Origin of the sequence: Pelagibius sp. 7325 (assembly GCF_037652055.1) — a bacterium.
Taxonomy (GTDB): Bacteria; Pseudomonadota; Alphaproteobacteria; order Kiloniellales; family Kiloniellaceae; genus Pelagibius.
In genome coordinates, this window is sequence record NZ_JBBKAH010000001.1 from 317,239 (window position 1) to 334,884 (window position 17,646).

At 64.1% G+C, this 17,646-nt stretch carries 15 protein-coding genes; 10 read left to right on the forward strand and 5 right to left on the reverse strand.

All coding sequences use genetic code 11. From position 1 onward, the window contains the following. Positions 1 to 5: 5 nt before the first annotated feature. The 6 genes from phnA to WDC82_RS01460 all read left to right on the forward strand — a co-directional run bounded on the left by phnA (position 6) and on the right by WDC82_RS01460 (position 8,240). Positions 6 to 1,271 carry a phosphonoacetate hydrolase gene (gene phnA / locus WDC82_RS01435; protein ID WP_340115464.1) on the forward strand — a complete coding sequence of 422 codons (1,266 nt, stop codon included), beginning with the start codon at positions 6 to 8 and terminating at the stop codon, positions 1,269 to 1,271. A 14-nt stretch (positions 1,272 to 1,285) separates the two neighbouring features. Next, a complete protein-coding gene (phnY, locus tag WDC82_RS01440; protein ID WP_340115465.1) occupies positions 1,286 to 2,749 on the forward strand; it encodes a phosphonoacetaldehyde dehydrogenase in 1,464 nt (487 codons plus the stop codon). A 170-nt stretch (positions 2,750 to 2,919) separates the two neighbouring features. Next, complete coding sequence (locus WDC82_RS01445; protein WP_340115466.1) at positions 2,920 to 3,762, forward strand: DMT family transporter; 843 nt, start codon at positions 2,920 to 2,922, stop codon at positions 3,760 to 3,762. 198 nt (positions 3,763 to 3,960) lie between these two features. Then, positions 3,961 to 4,983: a putative 2-aminoethylphosphonate ABC transporter substrate-binding protein gene (locus WDC82_RS01450; RefSeq protein WP_340115467.1), complete on the forward strand. Its 1,023-nt coding sequence runs from the start codon at positions 3,961 to 3,963 to the stop codon at positions 4,981 to 4,983. A 141-nt stretch (positions 4,984 to 5,124) separates the two neighbouring features. Then, the gene (locus WDC82_RS01455; RefSeq protein WP_340115468.1) at positions 5,125 to 6,231 is read left to right on the forward strand and encodes a putative 2-aminoethylphosphonate ABC transporter ATP-binding protein; all 1,107 of its coding nucleotides are present in this window, start codon (positions 5,125 to 5,127) and stop codon (positions 6,229 to 6,231) included. Next, positions 6,231 to 8,240 (forward strand): putative 2-aminoethylphosphonate ABC transporter permease subunit, encoded by a 2,010-nt coding sequence (locus WDC82_RS01460; protein ID WP_340115469.1) that lies wholly within the window; start codon positions 6,231 to 6,233, stop codon positions 8,238 to 8,240. Before WDC82_RS01455 ends, WDC82_RS01460 begins: the two co-directional genes overlap by 1 nt. Positions 8,241 to 8,256: 16 nt before the next feature. Here the strand turns inward: WDC82_RS01460 and WDC82_RS01465 are convergent, their stop codons facing one another. Then, a complete protein-coding gene (locus WDC82_RS01465; RefSeq protein WP_340115470.1) occupies positions 8,257 to 9,774 on the reverse strand; it encodes an ATP-binding protein in 1,518 nt (505 codons plus the stop codon). A 256-nt stretch (positions 9,775 to 10,030) separates the two neighbouring features. Here WDC82_RS01465 and WDC82_RS01470 point away from each other — a divergent pair, with 256 nt between their 5' ends. After that, positions 10,031 to 10,786: a transporter substrate-binding domain-containing protein gene (locus WDC82_RS01470; RefSeq protein WP_340115471.1), complete on the forward strand. Its 756-nt coding sequence runs from the start codon at positions 10,031 to 10,033 to the stop codon at positions 10,784 to 10,786. A 12-nt stretch (positions 10,787 to 10,798) separates the two neighbouring features. Here WDC82_RS01470 and WDC82_RS01475 read toward each other — a convergent pair whose 3' ends face one another. Both WDC82_RS01475 and WDC82_RS01480 read right to left on the reverse strand, forming a co-directional pair. Further along, positions 10,799 to 11,491 (reverse strand): extensin family protein, encoded by a 693-nt coding sequence (locus tag WDC82_RS01475; RefSeq protein ID WP_340115472.1) that lies wholly within the window; start codon positions 11,489 to 11,491, stop codon positions 10,799 to 10,801. A gap of 239 nt (positions 11,492 to 11,730) precedes the next feature. Continuing rightward, positions 11,731 to 12,300 (reverse strand): HPF/RaiA family ribosome-associated protein, encoded by a 570-nt coding sequence (locus WDC82_RS01480; RefSeq protein ID WP_340115473.1) that lies wholly within the window; start codon positions 12,298 to 12,300, stop codon positions 11,731 to 11,733. Positions 12,301 to 12,750: 450 nt separating this feature from the next. Between WDC82_RS01480 and WDC82_RS01485 the strand changes: the two genes are divergently transcribed. The 3 genes from WDC82_RS01485 (at position 12,751) to WDC82_RS01495 (ending at position 15,541) form a co-directional block, all read left to right on the forward strand. Next, complete coding sequence (locus tag WDC82_RS01485; protein ID WP_340115474.1) at positions 12,751 to 13,266, forward strand: hypothetical protein; 516 nt, start codon at positions 12,751 to 12,753, stop codon at positions 13,264 to 13,266. Between the two features lie 177 nt (positions 13,267 to 13,443). Further along, complete coding sequence (locus WDC82_RS01490; RefSeq protein WP_340115475.1) at positions 13,444 to 13,629, forward strand: SlyX family protein; 186 nt, start codon at positions 13,444 to 13,446, stop codon at positions 13,627 to 13,629. A gap of 217 nt (positions 13,630 to 13,846) precedes the next feature. Beyond that, a complete protein-coding gene (locus WDC82_RS01495; RefSeq protein ID WP_340115476.1) occupies positions 13,847 to 15,541 on the forward strand; it encodes a methyl-accepting chemotaxis protein in 1,695 nt (564 codons plus the stop codon). Between the two features lie 58 nt (positions 15,542 to 15,599). Here WDC82_RS01495 and WDC82_RS01500 read toward each other — a convergent pair whose 3' ends face one another. Further along, entirely contained in the window at positions 15,600 to 17,036 is a 1,437-nt protein-coding gene (locus WDC82_RS01500; protein ID WP_340115477.1) for a D-aminoacylase, read from the reverse strand. 53 nt (positions 17,037 to 17,089) lie between these two features. Then, entirely contained in the window at positions 17,090 to 17,626 is a 537-nt protein-coding gene (locus tag WDC82_RS01505) for a TRAP transporter small permease subunit (RefSeq protein WP_340115478.1), read from the reverse strand. Between the last annotated feature and the right edge of the window lie 20 nt (positions 17,627 to 17,646).

The following is a 17,646-nucleotide window of genomic DNA, read 5'->3' on the forward strand; positions in this document are numbered from 1 at the left end:
GAGAGATGAACAAAGCCGCCGCCGTCACCGTCAACGAACGTGAATACGCCTTCCCCAAGGCACCGGTCGTCGTCGTCTGCATCGACGGTTCCGAGCCCGACTATATGGAAGAGGCCGTGGCCGCCGGGCGCATGCCCTGGCTGAAGGCGACCCTGCCGGGTGGCGCCGACCTGCGCGCCGACTGCGTGGTGCCGAGCTTCACCAACCCCAACAACCTCTCCATCGTGACCGGCCAGCCGCCGAAGGTGCACGGCATCTGCGGCAATTTCTTCTACGATCCGGCGAAGAATGCCGAGGTCATGATGAACGACCCGGCCTACCTGCGCGCGCCGACCCTCTTCGCGGCCTTCCAAAAAGCCGGCGCGAAGATCGCGGTGGTAACGGCCAAGGACAAGCTGCGCTCGCTGCTCGGCCACGGGCTTGCCATGAAGGCGGGAGAGGCCGTGTGCTTTTCTGCCGAGAAGGCCGACAAGGCGACCATCGCCGACAACGGAATCGACGGCCTGCTGGAGACGGTCGGCAAGCCGCTGCCCAGCGTCTATTCGGCTGACCTCTCGGAGTTCGTCTTCGCCGCTGGTGTGAAGCTGATGGAGTCCATGCGGCCCGATCTTATGTACCTTTCGACCACCGACTACATCCAGCACAAGCACGCCCCGGGCAGCGAAGGCGCCAACGACTTCTACGCCATGATGGACGGTTACTTTGCCGAGCTGGACGCCGCCGGTGCGGTCATCGTGCTGACCGCCGACCACGGCATGAATGCCAAGCACAAAGCCGACGGGTCGCCCAACGTGCTCTACCTGCAGAGCGAACTCGACGTTTTCCTCGGCACCGGTAAGGCGCGCACCATCCTGCCGATCACCGATCCCTACGTGGTGCATCACGGCGCGCTCGGCTCCTACGCCACGGTCTACCTGCCGAAGGACGCGGACGTCGCCGCTGTGGCCAGGTTCGTCGCCGGCCTGCAGGGCGTCGAGCGGGTGCTGACCCGCGAGGAGGCCGCCAAGGCCTTCGAGCTGCCGGGCGACCGCATCGGAGAACTGGTGGTGGTCACCGAGAAGACCCGTGCCGTCGGCACGCGGCCCGACAAGCACGATCTCTCCGGACTCGAGGTCCCGCTGCGCTCCCACGGCGGTGTCAGCGAGCAGCGCGTGCCGCTGGTGGTCAATCGCCCGGTCAGCGGCCTGGAAGGTCGCCGCCTGCGCAACTTCGATGCCTTCGACATCGCCCTCAATCATGCCGAGGCCGTCCGCTCCGCGGCTGCCGAGTAAAGGAAGCTTCCGCCATGGCCATTGCAAAGTCAGCCGCCGCCCCCGCCGTCCGCCACGAGCCCATGCGCATTGCCGGGCGCAAGGCCGACGCCGACGGCATCATCGAGGTGCACTACCCCTACACCGGCGAGGTCATCGGGACGGTACCGGCGGGCAACGCGGCGCACGCCCGCCAGGCCTTCGAGATCGCGGCCGCCTACCAGCCGAAACTGACCCGCTACGAGCGCCAGCAGATCCTGTTTAAGACCGCCGAGCTGCTGGTCGCCCGCAAGGACGAGATCTCCGACGTCATCACCCTGGAACTCGGCATCTCCAAGGCCGACTCCTTCTACGAGGTGGGCCGCGCCTACGACGTCTTCACTCTCTCCGGGCAGATGTGCATTCAGGACGACGGCGAGATTTTCTCCTGCGACCTCACCCCGCACGGCAAGCCGCGCAAGATATTCACGACGCGCGAGCCGCTGACGGCAATCTCGGCCATCACGCCGTTCAATCATCCCCTCAACATGGTGGCCCACAAGATCGCCCCGGCGGTCGCCACCAACAACTGCATGGTGGTGAAACCGACGGAGCTGACGCCGCTGACCGCCCTGATCCTGGCCGACGTGCTCTACGAAGCCGGGCTGCCGCCGGAGATGCTCTCGGTGGTCACCGGCTGGCCGAAGGACATCGGCCTGGAGATGATCCAGAATCCGAACATCGAGCTGATCACCTTCACCGGCGGCGTGCCGGTCGGCAAGATGATCGCCGAGAAGGCAGGCTACAAGCGCACGGTGCTGGAGCTGGGCGGCAACGATCCGCTGATCATCCTGAACGACCTCTCCGACGACGACCTCGCCAAGGCGGCCGACCTGGCCGTCGCCGGCGCCACCAAGAACTCGGGCCAGCGCTGCACGGCGGTAAAGCGCATCCTCTGCCAGGAGAGCATCGCCGACCGCTTCGTGCCGCTGGTGCTGGCGCGCGCGAAGAAGATCCGCTTCGGCGATCCCATGGCCAAGGACACCGACCTCGGGACCGTGGTCCACGCCCAGGCGGCCGAGCTGTTCGAAAAGCGCGTCCACCTGGCCGCCGAGGACGGCGCCGAGATCCTCTACAATCCGGGCCGCCAGGGCGCGCTGCTGCCGCCGATCGTGGTCGACCGCGTGCCCCACGAGTCGGAACTGGTGATGGAAGAGACCTTCGGCCCCATCGTTCCCATCGTGCGCGTGCCCGACGAGGACGAGGCGGTCATGCGCATCTCCAACTCCACCGCCTTCGGCCTGTCGTCGGGCGTCTGCACCAACGACTTCCGCCGCATGCAGGCCTACATCAAGGGCCTGAAGGTCGGCACGGTGAATATCTGGGAAGTGCCCGGCTACCGCATCGAGATGTCGCCCTTCGGCGGCATCAAGGACTCAGGCCTCGGCTATAAGGAAGGCGTCATCGAGGCGATGAAGAGCTACACCAACGTGAAGACCTTCTCGCTGCCCTGGGGGTGAGCCACGCGATCCTTCGCAATCCCTCCACTCGTCACCCTCGGGCTTGCCCCGAGGATCCATGACTCGCGACCGCAAGCGCGTTTGGCCGGGATGACAGTCTGAAAAACGAAAAAACCGGGTGGCCGAAGAATCCGCCCCGCGAGAGCAAACTATAAAAGCTAGGGTCCCGATTGTCTGAGTTCGCAGTGGCGCTGGTGCTCGGCGCGGCGGTCCTGCACGCCACCTGGAACGCCATCGTCAAGGGCACGCGGGCGCGTGCCCTGGTGCTGGCCGCCGTTGCTGCCACCAACGGCACCGTCGGCCTGGGTCTGCTGCTGTGGGCGCAGACGCCGGACATCGCCTCCTGGCCCTACATCGCCGCCTCCTCGGTGATTCACTACGGCTACTATTACTTCCTGGCGCTGGCCTATAAGTGGGGCGATCTCTCGCGGGTCTATCCCATCGCCCGCGGCAGCGCGCCGCTGCTGGTTTCGATCGGCGCTCTGGTCTTCGCCGGCGAACAGCTCTCGCCCTTCGGCTGGGGCGGCGTGGTGCTGGTCTCCGCCGGCATCTCGATCCTCGCCTTCTTCTCGCGCGGGCCCAGCATCCCCGATCCGCGCTCGACGGCGGCGGCCCTGGCAACGGGTCTCATCATCGCCAGCTACAGCGTGGTCGACGGCATCGGCGTCCGACTCTCCGGCAGCCCCTTCGGCTACATGGGCTGGCTGTTCGTCACCGAGTTCCTGGTCACCCTCTTCCTCTGGCTGCGTTTGCGCCCACAGTTCACGCCGGAGGTGCGTGGGACCCTCGCCGTCGGCTATCTCGGCGGCTTCTGCGCGGTGGCGGCCTACAGCCTGGTCATCTACGCCAATACCCTGGCGCCGCTGGGCATGGTCTCGGCGTTACGTGAGTCGAGTGTGATCTTCGCCGCTCTCTTTGGGGTTGTCATATTCCGCGAACGCCCCTGGATCAGCCGCATCGCCGCGGCGCTCACCGTTGGCTTGGGTGTGCTGGTTCTGACGCTGACCGGCTGATTTCCCGACCATCAGCAAAAGCTTTCAATTCATAAAAAGAATAGATTTCCCCTATTGAAGCCTGCCGGGCACTATGATCGCAGGGGAAGGGCGCTGCCACGCCACACAGGGCCGACAGCGACGCCGAGAATCGTATGGACGTCACAATAATCTGAGCAAATCAGACCTACGGCCAGCCAACAGGGAGCAACAGACATCATGGCTTTTCGGAAAATCTTGCTGACCGCAGCCGCGGCCAGCCTGCTGGTCGCCGCGGCGGCAAAGGCGGAAACCGAGTTGACGGTCTATACCGCCGTCGAAGCGGAAGACCTCAAGCGCTACGCGGAAACCTTCAACCAGGACCACCCGGACATCAAGATCAACTGGGTCCGCGATTCGACCGGTGTCGTCACGGCCAAACTGCTGGCCGAGAAGAACAACCCGCAGGCCGACGTCATCTGGGGGCTGGCAGCGACCTCGCTGCTGCTGCTGAAGACCGAAGGCATGCTGGAGCCTTACGCGCCCAAGGGCGTCGAGAAGCTCGACAAGAAGTTCGTCGACAAGAGCTCTCCGCCGGCCTGGGTCGGCATGGACGCCTGGGTCGCCTCGGTCTGCTTCAACACCGTCGAGGCCGAGAAGCTGGGCTTGCCGGCACCGAAGTCCTGGCAGGACCTGACCAAGCCGGTTTACGAAGGACACGTCATCATGCCGAACCCGAACTCCTCGGGGACCGGATTCCTCGACGTTTCCTCCTGGCTGCAGATGTTCGGCGAAGAGAAGGGCTGGGCCTACATGGACGGCCTGCATCAGAACATCGCCCGTTACACCCACTCCGGCTCGGCCCCCTGCAAGTTGGCCGCCTCCGGCGAGATCCCGATCGGCATTTCCTTCGCGTTCCGTGGTGCCAAGTCCAAGGCCGAGGGTGCGCCGATCGACATCATCGTCCCGGAAGAGGGCGTGGGCTGGGACATGGAAGCCACGGCGATCGTCGCCGGCACCTCGAAGCTGGAAGCCGCCCAGACGCTGGTCGACTGGACGATCACCAAGAAGGCCAACGAGATGTACAACACCGGCTATGCGGTGGTCGCCATGCCGGGCGTCGCCAAGCCGGTCGAGTTCTTTCCGGAAAACCTGATCGAGAAGATGATCGACAACGACTTCGAGTTCGCCGCCAACAACCGCGCGAAGATCCTCGAGGAATGGCAGAAGCGCTACGACTCGAAGTCCGAGCCGAAGGGCTGACACCGTCCTGACCATCATCGAGAGGGCGCCGCGCGAGCGGCGCCCTCTTTCGATCTGGCCGTCGCTCCCGCATACTGCGTCTTGACGCCTGCCCGTCGGCGGACGGGAGCGGGGCTGTGGTCCTACAGCGAGGCTTGTTCGTTGTCCAGTTACCTGCGCATCCGCGACCTTTACAAGAAGTTCGGCGACTTCACCGCGCTCCGCGACGTCTCCCTGGATGTCGAAGAAGGCGAGTTCGTCTGCTTTCTCGGCCCTTCGGGCTGCGGCAAGACCACCCTGCTGCGCGCCATCGCGGGCCTCGACCTGCAGACCCACGGCCGCATCGAGCAGGCCGGCCGCGACATCTCCACCCTGCCGATCGGCCAGCGTGATTTCGGCATCGTGTTCCAGTCCTACGCCCTCTTCCCCAATCTCACCATCGAGCGCAACATAGCCTTCGGTTTGGAGAACAGCGGCCGTTCCAAGGCGGAGGTAGCGGCCCGCGTCACCGAACTGCTCGACCTCGTCGGCCTCGCCGATCAGCGCAGGAAGTACCCGGCGCAGCTTTCCGGCGGCCAGCAGCAACGCATCGCGCTGGCCCGTGCCATCGCCACCGCGCCCGGCCTCCTGTTGCTGGACGAGCCTTTGTCGGCTCTCGATGCCAAGGTGCGCGTCCACCTGCGCCATCAGATCAAGGAGCTGCAGCGCAAGCTGGGCGTCACCACAATCATGGTGACCCACGACCAGGAGGAGGCGCTGTCGATGGCCGACCGCATCGTGGTGATGAACCACGGGGTGATCGAGCAGATCGGCACGCCGACCGAGATCTACCGGGCGCCGAAGTCGCTCTTCGTCGCCGACTTCATCGGCGAGACCAACCAGCTGCACGCCACCCTCAGTGCGCCGGGCCGTTTCAGCCTCGGCAAGCTGGAGCTTGAAGGCATGACCGACGGCCTGAAGGCGGGCCAGTCGATCACCGTCACCATCCGCCCCGAGGACATCATCCCTCACGCCGCCGGCACCCAGGCGGCGGTCAGCGGCGGCGGCCTGGTCGAGGTCACCATCGACGCCATGGAGTTTCTCGGCTCCTTCTGGCGTTCGCGCTTGAGCGGCGCGGCACTCGACGGCGAGGAACTCTACGCCGACTTCTCGATCAACGCGGTGCGCCGCCTCGCCCTGGCCGAAGGCGCCGCCATGACCATCGAGCTGCCGGCCAGCCGCCTCATCGCCTTCGCCGCAAAGAGCCAGGCCAAGGACACGGCACTATGATGGCTGAGAGCCTCGCCCTCCCCAAAGGCCGTCCGCTGCGGGCCAGAATGGGCCGCGACGACCTGGTGATGCGCGGCTTCATGGTGGTCATCGCGCTCTACCTCGTCGTCGGGCTCGCGCTGCCGCTCTACGCCATGCTGTCGAAATCCTTCTCGACCTTCAGCTTCGACCTGACCGCCTACGAATTCCAGGTCAGCGATGAGCAGGGCAATTTCGTCAATCCACCAGTCTCCGCCGCGGCCCTGAACGAGCAGGTGCAGGCGGTCGCGCCTGAGGACCTCGCCACCTCCGGCGACGGGCGCCTGCCGGCAGCCAGCTTTTTCCCGGACTTCAGCTTCCGCAGCCCGGTGCATTACCGCATCAGGGGGACCACCGACGATGCGGTCTACCTCATCGGCTCGGAGCGCTTCTCCGGCACCGCATGGCAGGAAGTAGATTCCAACACCTTCCGCCGGGTCATGCTGCGTCCCGTGCGCGACCTCGGCCTTGCCAACTACACGACCTATTTCTCGACGCCGGCGCTCTTCCAGTCGATTCAGAACTCACTGGCGATCGCGGTCATCAGCACGATCATTACGGTGGCGTTGGCCTTCGGTTTTGCCTACGCCCTCAACCGCAGTTGCATGCCGTTCAAGGGCGTCTTCCGCCTCGTCGCCATGGCCCCGATCCTGGTGCCCTCGCTGCTGCCCGGCATTGCCCTGGTTTACCTCTTCGGCAACCAGGGGATGCTGAAAGAGCTGCTGCTGGGTGAATCCATCTACGGGCCCATCGGCATCGTCATCGGATCGGTGTTCTTCACCTTCCCGCACGCGATGATCATCATCACCACGGCGCTGGCGATTTCGGACGCGCGGCTTTACGAGGCCGCCGAGTGCCTCAAGGCCGGCCGCTGGAGGATCTTCTGGACCGTCACCGTTCCCGGCGCGCGCTACGGGCTGATCTCCGCCGCCTTCGTGGTGTTCAACCTGGTGATCACCGACTTCGGCCTGCCCAAGGTCATCGGCGGCCAGTTCAACATGCTGGCGGTCGACATTTACAAGCAGGTGATCGGCCAGCAGAATTTCGAGATGGGCGCAGTGGTTTCCGTCGTGCTGCTGGTGCCGGCGCTGCTTGCCTTCGCAGTTGATCGGGTGGTGCAGAAGAAGCAGGTAGCCGCCCTATCCGCCCGCTCGGTACCCTACCAACCCAAACCCAAGCCACGCTTTGATGCCCTCGCCTTCGCCTATTGCAGCCTGATCGCGGTTTTCATCCTCGGCCTTCTGGGAGTCTGCCAATTCGCGGCGCTGATCAAGTTCTGGCCTTATGACCTGAGCCTCAGCCTCAAGAACTACGCCTTTGACCTGATGGACGGCGGCGGCTGGGACTCCTACTACAACTCCATCCAGATGGCGCTCCTGACCGCCGTGTTCGGCACCCTGGTGGTCTTCACCGGCGCCTACATGGTGGAAAAAACCCGCGGCTTCGAAGCCGGGCGCACGCTCTTTCAGCTGCTCGCCATGCTGCCGATGGCGATCCCGGGCATGGTGCTCGGCCTCGCCTACATTTTCTTCTTCAACAACCCGGCGAACCCGCTGAACGCGCTCTACGGCACCATGGCGATCCTGGTGATCTGCACGGTAACCCACTTCTACACCGTATCGCACCTCACCGCGATGACGGCCTTGAAGCAGATGGACCGCGAGTTCGAGTCGGTCGCCGCTTCGCTGAAGCAGCCCTTCACCAAGCTGTTCCGCATGGTGACCGTCCCGGTCTGCCTACCGACGATCCTCGATATCTCGATCTATCTCTTCGTCAACGCCATGACGACCGTCTCGGCGGTGGTCTTCCTCTATGCGCCGACCACCACACTGGCCTCGGTGGCCGTGCTGAACATGGACGATGCAGGCGACATCGCCCCGGCCGCAGCCATGGGCATGATGATCTTTTATACCAACGCTGCGGCGCGTATCCTGCACCTGGCGGTCTCAAAAGGTGTGCTGACCCGCACACAGGCCTGGCGGTTCAGGTAAAGGGATTCTCGTCGCGTCAGGCGGAGCGGCGGGCGCCCGCGGCGCGCTCCGGCGGGAAGGCGATGGTGACCGTGGTGCCCTCGCCGGCCCGGCTAGCGATCTCCAGACTGCCGTCGAAGAGCCGCATGAAGTTGTCGCAGAGATGCAGGCCCAGGCCGGTGCCCTTGTGCTCGCGGGCCCGCGCGCTGTGCGCGTGCTCGAAGGGGCGCAGCGCCTTGGCGACGCCTTCCTCGGTCATGCCGATGCCGTTGTCGGCGACGCTCAGCAGAAGGCGGCCCTGGGGATCGCTCCAAGCGGTCACCGTGATCAGGCCGCCCTCAGGCGTGAACTTGATCGCATTGGACAGCAGATTGTTGAGGATCTGCACCAGAACCCGCTTGTCGCCCCAGAGTGCGGGCAGATCCGGTGCGACCTCGATGCAGAGGCGCTGGCTGGCGGACGCGACAGCGGCCGCCACCTGGCGCTGGCAACCCTGGATCACCTGCTCGATGTCGACGTTCTCCTCCGTCAACTCATACTTGCCAGCCTCGACCTTGGAAATGTCGAGCAGGTCGTTTATGAGGGCGATCAACAGAGATCCACTGTGGTGGATGTCGTCGACATACTCTTCGTAGCGCTGGTCGCCCAGCGGCCCGAAGGCGCGTGCGCGCATCATCTCACTGAAGCCGAGAATGGCGTTCAGCGGTGTGCGCAGGTCGTGGCTCATGTTGGCGAGAAACTCGGTCTTGGCGCGGTTGGCCTGCTCGGCCTGAAAGCGCGCCTTCTCCACTTCGGCGGTGCGCTGGGTGACGCGTTGCTCCAGATAGGCGTTGGCACGGCGCAGCCCGCGCTCGGCCTGCTCGACCCTTAGGCCGTTCAATCGCAGCCTCTCCAAAGCCGCGGCCATGCGGCTGATCTCATCGTTGCGGCTGCCCGAGGGAATCAGGGTATCCAGGTCGCCTTCGCCGATGCGCACCATGGCGTCGGTCACCCGCGCCAGGGAATCGGTGATGAGATTGACGCCGAGGAACACGATCACCGCGCTGATCACCGCCAGGACAGCTGCCGTGGTGGCATCGTCGCGCACCGCCTTCCAGACCTCGGTGGAAACTCCCGCCGTGGAAACCCAGAGGGACAGTGTGCCGACGGCCTCGCCTGTTTCCGCCGTGATCTCGCGGTCGAACCCCAGGAAGTCGCCCTGCGCGTTGGCATCCGCCGCGTCGGGACTGAATCCCTCGACCATCACCTCGGCCAGTTTCTCGCCATCAATCGCCAGGACGCGGGCACCGGCGATTGACCCGGTCGCCGCCAGGCGCTCCAGGCGCTGCTGGACCATCTCGTAGTCATAGTCCCACAGGGGATCGGCCAGAGTGTCACCGAACACGCTGGTGAGCACCTGCGATTCCGCCTTCAGGTCGCCGATCAGTCGGGCGGCGTGCTCCTGTCCGGACAGCGCGGTGCTGATCATCGACACCACCACCACCGTCGCCAGCACCGTCATGACGATGCGGTTGCGGATCGAGGTACCGGTAAATCGCGCGTGCTTGTGTTGCATGCGGGCCGTTGTTGTCTTGTAAAGCACTGACCAACGATCGAAGGAGAAAGCTAAATCAGTTGCTATTCTTTCCGACCCTTAGACCAGAACACAGTAGTAGGCTCTCCTTAAACGATTCTTTACGCAAATTCCGATAGTTATATGAGATCGCTCGAGTTTATTGGTGTTCTGATTATTTTTGCGGCCAATTTCTACTTAAAAGGTCCGTGGTAGCGAAAACCGCCCCCTCAGACCTGCAGCGAGGAAGATCCGGAGGATGCGCAAGAACGTTCGCGAGACCATGAAACGTTTCGCGGCAGCCGCAACCGCCGCGGGGCTGCTGCTGGCCACCCCGCTGTTCGCGGCCAGGCCGGCGGGCGCCGAGGAGGCTCTCCACCTGACGACCGAGGAGTATGCGCCCTTCAACTATGAAGAGGGCGGCACGATCGTCGGGCTGGGCGCCGAACAGGTGCGCGAGATCATGCGGCGCAGCGGGATCGCCTACGACATGGAATTGCTGCCGTGGTCGCGGGCCATCGGATTGGCCCGCGAGAAGCCAAGAACCTGCGTCTTCACCACCGCGCACACCGTGGACCGTGACGCGCACTTCAAGTGGGTCGAGCCCCTGCTGGTCGAGCGCACCCTGCTGGTCCGCGCGGCGAACTCAGCCGTCACGGCGACAACCGTCGAGGAAGCCAGCACCTATCGCACCGGCACCCAGACCGGCGACTACACGGTCGAGCTGCTGCGTGATGCCGGATTCACCAAAATCGACCTCGCGCGCGACCTCGAACTCACCCTGAAGAAGCTGCTGAGCGGCCGCGTCGATCTTATGGCGGTCTCTGAATCCTACCTCCACCGACTGCAGTCGGACGGCGTATCGGTCGAGGAGGTTGCCGTGCTGTTCGAACAGGTGTTCTCCATGGCCTGCTCGCCGGATACACCGGACCACACTGTCAGACGGATGCAGCAAGCGCTCAGCGACATGATCGCCGACGGAACCCAAAGTACGATCCTGGCCCGCTACCGCTGACTCCTCGTCGGACTAGCGGCACAGCCCGAAGCCGCCCATGTCGAAGTGGAAATGGTTCGCGTGCGCGGTGTTGTAGTCCGGTCCAAAGACCGAAGCGAAACGTCCGCAAGCCGCCTCGTGAACCTGCCTGAGGAAGGCACCCTCCGCGCCGCCGTTCCCCCAGTCCCGCAATACCGATACCTCGCGACCGTCTTCGAGGCGAAAACCGGCCACGTCGAGGGCATTCGCCCGGGCATGTTCGCTGCGGCGGCCCGAGGCCGCATTGTTCACGTTGCGGCAGGCATAGCTGCCGAAGTGTTCGATTCTATTGACGCGCGTACCAAGCAGAGACTGGGCGGCCGGCTGCAGGTCGTGGCGCTCCCACACCGCAAGAGCCGCGATCATCGGGCAGGTCATGGGGAGCCCGCCTGTCCCCGGCAGCTTCTCCTTGTCCTGCAGGCGTGCGGCATTCTCGAAACCGCACCCCTCCCCCGTCTCGCGGTCCGGCATCGCCGCGTAGGAGATTCCGGCAGCATCGAGCGCGGCGAAGCAGGCAGAGGGATCGCCCTTCAGAGACTGCAGCTTCCACGCGGTGAGGAAAGACGGTGCCTCCGCGATGTCCAGTGGAGCAAAGGGGTCGAAACGGTCGGGGGCATACCGCAAAAATGCGTAAATGCCGCCAGACAGCATGACCGCGAGGGAGAAAATCACGACAAGGGTGCGCATAGCTGCGGCACCTCCCAGCTGTTCGACTGTCCCCTTCTGCCCGTCCTGATATGGGGCGATTTCGCGGTGATGCCAGAATAGATAACGATAAGCCGCAGTCTGCTCATGCGCTGAAGGATACGATGATCACCAGATTGACGCTCGGCCAGGGCACGAATCAGCCCCCGGCCTCCTGTCGTAGAGTGGACTAACGTGAACGGACGGATGCCAACCGCGGTTCCGTCCGTTCACGCTCAGCCCTAACTGTTCAGGTGATGCTTGCCGATCAGCTTCACCGTACTGGCCTGTGGACCTTTAGCGCTCTCGCCCTCGGCGGCGACATAGCGGACCTCCTGGCCCTCGGTCAGCTTGTCGAAGTCGGCATCGACGAGGCTGTTGCGGTGAAAATAGATCTCGCGACCGTCGGACGTCAGGATGAAGCCATAGCCTTCATAGGGAAAGAGGCTCGCCACCTTGCCGTGGGGCGGGACTTCGTGTGACTTCACGCGACCAGACTTGCGGCGTGAATGATCCTCCAGACGGCGGCGCGCTGCGTTAAAGGCGTCGCGTAGAGCGACGTAGACGTCCTCATGGGCATGGTTCTTGCCATTGCGCCCCACGGAAACCTGCTTGCCGGGAACGCCGACATCTATGTGGATCTGAAATAGGTTTCCCTTGGTATGCTGCCGGTTCACCGCTTCGATCGTGACCCGGCAGGAGGTGATGCGATCGAATACCTGCTCCAGCTTGCCAACTTTCTCGCGTACCCGCGCCTCCACCGCGTCGGAGTGGTCCAGATTGCGGAAGGTGATTTCCAGGGGGGTCTCCATGGCGCTTCCATACCTCCAAAACACTGTCATCAGAGTTCATATGGTCATGTTCCTGAGCGCATCCAGGTCCGGCGTTGAGGCAGATCAATCGCCGCAACAGACCATCGGTGTAGACCGCGCAGAGGGGGTATCGCGGCGTTTCCGCCGGCACCCCATTTCGCCGCCGCCCCCGCAGCCGGATCGAACCACGCTGTGGCGACGGAAACACGAAACTCTCGATGGTGGCAGAAACCGGAGGAGGGGTGAAGCCCGCCATTGCCCCCGCAGCAAGCAGCCGCACGTTCCGAGGCGGGCCGCCCGCATCACCGCGCGAACGCGCTGGAGTAGAAAGTTGTAGAAGTAAAATCGCTTTCGGGGTAGCCGACACGCTGTCCCTTGCCGCGAGCCCCGGCGGGTGGCATATCCGCTCCACGACCGAGGAGCAACTGCCTCAACCCACTGCAACCAAATATGATATCCGACCCGCCGGCCCAGGGACTGATTTCCGGACCTTCCGTCAAGGAGGTGCTGGCGGGTGCCGACATCGCAGCATTCCGACGTCTGCTCACCGATGAGGGAGCCCAGGCACTGTTCGACTATTGGTGCCGGCTGGTGAACGAAAACGGTGTCGCCATCAAACATCGCTTCGACCCGACTGAGATCCCGAGCGCCTTGTCCTGCATCTACCTGGAAGAATACGACGCGGCACACCAGCAGAGCCGCATGCGCCTGATGGGTGAGACCTTGAAGGCCCAATGGTCTGGAAGCGTGGTCGGACTGGTGACCGACGACTACGTTACCGGCAGCATCAATGCCTTGTGGAAGCAATCCGACCAACTGGTCTATTTTGAAAAGCGAGCGGCGATCCTGATCTATAGCCTGAAATACATTGACCGTTCACACTGCACTCTGATCGACCTGGCTTTACCGATGGACGATGCCGAAGGAAAGATGTTCGCCATCGGCCATGCCTCGCAGCACCGCTAAGCCCGCAGCCTGGGCGCTCCGGCACTGCCGGCCCTTGTTACCAGGACATCCGATCCCAGATGGTCAGTAGGCAGGCACGGTCAGCCGCCCAACCTGACCGGCGCTCTGGCGCAATACGCAGACGGCAACTCCAGGAACGTCAACGCACCAGGAACGTCAACGCAAGGGACAAGCACCATGAATGCCACCACCAAAACCCTGGAAAAGATCGAGGCCGATGTCGCCTATGGCGAAAAGGCGCTGAACGACCTCAGTGAGATGGTGATCGCTCAAGGCCGCGAGATCGACAAGCTGAAGGCGGAAGTCGCGGTACTCGGCCGCCAGATCTCGCAGATCGCCGAGGGTGAAGCCGGCTCGCGCTGAGGGACAGCGGGAAGGCAGGCATCGGCGGCGTGGCTGACTGTGCTGGCCGGCGCGGTCATCCCCGCCCAGGAAAGCGGGCGGACGATTCCATCCGCGCCTTGGTCCGGGCCGACCATCCAAATTATAACTATTTGTTTTGTTTCGAAAATTAACTGAGCACTAACGAACACATGGTAGTGATTCCGGGTAGTCCCACCAGGAAAACGGACCTCCCCCCGTGCTCAAGCGACTGACCATCGGCAAGAAACTTGCCCTCATTACCATCGCCCTCTCTTTTGTCCTCGTGGCCTTGTCCTCGGTCATGCTCTTCGAATTGAAGGGCACCATGATCGAGGGTCGCAAGGTAAAGCTCCGCGGACTGGTTGAATCGGCTGTCAACGTCATCAACCTATACGCCCAGCAGGCTGCCGATGGCACTCTCAGCGAAGAGGCCGCCAAGAAAGCCGCAGTCGAGGCGCTCGGGGGCATGACCTTCGATGGGAAGAACTACTTCTTCGTGTTCGACAACGACGGTTTGCTGGTGTGGCACCCCACCCGCCAGGAGCAGATCGGCCAGAACATGCTGAAGCTGGAGGACCCGCAGGCGCGTGGCAACTACGAACTGTTTCATCGGGCGACCAACGGCAACGCCTTCCTGGAAGGCTATTCGGAATCTCTTGGCCGCCGCCCGGGCTCCAAGGTCAACGATGCCATGAAGCTGTATCTCTCGGCCAAGGACCCGCGCTGGAACTGGATCGTCAGCACCGGCGTTTTCATCGATGACATCGAGTCTCTGTTCTGGCAGCGCGCCGCCCTCTTCATGGGGCTCGCCGGCGCCGGCTTGGCGCTCGGTCTGGGCCTCAGCTACTTCATCGGCCGCAGCATCACCGGACCGCTCACCCGCACGGTGACGGCGCTGGAGGAACTCGGCGAAGGCCGCAGCGAAACCGTGGTCGAGACCGACAACAGCAAGACCGAGATCGGTCGCCTGACTCGCGCCTTCAACCACTTCCGCGAGAAGATGAAAGAGACCGAGCAGCTGCGTGCGCAGCAGGTGGTCGCCGAGAAGAAGTCGCAGGAGGAGCGCCGTTCCGCTCTGCTCGGCTTCGCCGACGAGTTCGAGCGTTCGGTTGCCGGAGCGGTCGCCGCGCTGGCCGAGGAGGTGAGCAAGGTATCCAAGGCATCGAACGCGATGTCCGATAGCGCCAAGGCCTCCGCCAACGGCACCCAGCAGGTCAATGCCGCCGCGGAGTCGACGGCTTCCAACGTCCAGACGGTCGCTTCGGCGGCTCAGGAACTGACCTCCTCCATCGAGGAGATCCGCCGCCAGGTCATGTCGGTGCAGCAGGTGGTCGAGAAGACCAAGACCCGGTCCTCCGAGACGCAGAGCCAGGTCTCGGCCCTGGCCGACAGCGTCGAGAAGATCGGCTCGGTGGTCGAACTCATCAACTCCATCGCCGAGCAGACCAACCTGCTGGCATTGAACGCCACCATCGAAGCGGCCCGCGCCGGCGACGCCGGCAAAGGATTCGCGGTGGTTGCCGGCGAGGTGAAGGCCCTGGCGACCCAGACCACCAGCGCGACGGAAGACATCCGCCAGCAGATCGACGTGCTGAACCTGACCACCGGTCATTCGGTCGAAGGCATGAAGGATGTCGCCAGTGTGGTCAGCGACCTGCTGGAAACCACCAGTGCGATCGCCGCCGCCATTGAGCAGCAGAACGCGGCGACCGGCGAAATCAGCCGCAACACCGACATCACGGCCCGGGAGACGCAGTCGATCACCAAGGCCATCAGCGACGTCACGGCCTCGGTGAGCGCCACGGAAGCGACGGCGCGGTCGGTGAGCGAAACTTCCGCCATCATGCAGGACAGAGCGGAGACCGTGAGCCGCGAGGTTCAGGCCTTCCTGCAGCGCATCCGCGCCGCCTGAGTTCCCTGCATCGCAGACAAGGGGCCGCCGGCACACCGCCGGCGGCCCTTTCCTGTTTCTATGCCCGCAACAGTGGCCGCCCGGGCCGAGCGCCGGTCGCGGCGCCTTCCCGCCACACGCGGCGGCCATTGACGAAGACCTGGCAGATGCCAGCAGCGGGGCGCACCGGCGTCTCGTAGGTGGCAGCGTCGATCACCGTCGTTTCATCGAAGAGAACAAGGTCGGCAAAGTGGCCGACCGCGAGGCGGCCACGCTCCATGAGGCGAAAGCGCGCCGCCGTCAGCCCGGTCATCTTGTGCACCGCCTCCTCCATCGAGAACAGACCTAGCTTGCGCGCGTAGTGGCCGAGCACGCGCGGAAACGTGCCCCACACGCGCGGGTGCGGATGGCTGCCGGTGGCAATGCCGTCGGAGCAGACCAGGGTGTGCCGATAGCCGAGGATGCGCTGCACATCCCGCTCGTCCATGATGAAGAAGATGCCGAGCGCCGGAATCAGGCGGTCGACCGCCTCGTCCAGGTCACACCCCCACTCGGCAGCCACATCGGCAAGATCGCGCCCGGCTGTCTCCGGGAAGGGCTCCGAGGCGGTGATGATGACGCGGCTGGCCTGGCGGTGGCGGCCGGAGTTCAGCATGGTGGCGCTGGCGATGTACGGCGTGGTGTCGAGGCCGACGTCCTGCTTCAGGCGCGCCCGCTCGATGATGCCGAGGGTCTCCTCGGAGCGGCCATGGTTGGCGAGGCCGGCGCACTTGTGGTGTGAAACATGGACGCCGCAGCAGGCCTGACGGCCGATCACCAGGGTCTCCTCCAAAGCCTCGATGACCTTGTCGCCCTCGTCGCGCATGTGAGTGACGTAGAGCGCGCCGTGGTCCTTCAGCACGCCGGAAACCTCGATCAGTTCCGCCGTGCTGGCCGCGCGCGCCGGCGGATAGAAGGTGCCGGCGGAAAGTCCCATGGCGCCCTCATCCAGCGCCTGGTCCAGTTGGCGGCGCATCGCCGCGATCTCACCAGCATCGGCGGCGCGGCCGAGATCGTCCATGGCGTTGATCCGGAGCGTGCCGTGGCCGATGAGGCAGGCGGAATTCAGTGCTGCCGGCGCGTCGGCCAGCCGATCGCGATAGGCGGCGAAGCGGGGGAACCGCTCGCGCCTGGCGTCGACGATGGAGGCAAGCGGCGCCGGCAGATCGCCCGTCGCTGTCAGAGGCGCGATGGAAAAGCCGCAGTTGCCGTTGATGACGCTGGTGACGCCCTGGCTGATGGCGCAGGTCATCTCTGGGTCGGTGAGCACGGATTCGTCGTAGTGTGTGTGGGGGTCGATGAAGCCTGGTGCCAGGATCTGCCCTGTACAGTCGATGGTCTCGCCACCGCGCCAGTCGGCGAGGTTGCCGAGGCCGACGATGCGGTCGTCGCTGACGGCGAGGTCGCCGGTGAAGCGCGTGGCACCGCTGCCGTCGATGATCTCAGCGTTCTTGAACAGTATGTCTGCCTGCGTCATCGCGTGTCGCGAACCTCAGCGCTGGTAAGATGGAGGGGAACTGTGAGGCCGAGTCAGCCGACCTCGAGAGATTCGACCGTGCCGTTCCTGGGTTTGTCGCCGCACCACTGCGCGGCCAGGTGAACGAGAATGGTCATGATCATGATCGGCACGGCGATGGCGACCAAGAGTGTCGGGAAATCAAAGGCGTCGGCCATGCTGCGCGAGTGGCGCACCAGGAAGCTGCGCTCCACGGTCATATTGGCGCCGATGAAGCAGAACAGCAGGATCGGCAACAGGTAGATCAGGACCGGAAGGCTCCGCCCCAGCTTGGCGGCGAAGAGCACAAAGCGGTTCCGGCTGCGGAAGTCACCGAACAGCGCCGGATCGAAGCCGCGCTTGAACGACATGGTAGCACCCAGGAGGCCGGCCCAGATCATCGCGTAGCGCGCGATCTCCTCGGTCCAGGCCGGCGGCGAGGCGAAAACGTAACGGGCAATCACCTGCAGGATCACCACCGACACCAGAGCCATCAGGAAACCGATGGTAGCCAGGCGCATGATGCGGTCGAGGACGTCGCTGAGGCGGACGATGGCACGCTTGAAAGTCATCTCACCTTTCCCTCTCGCGG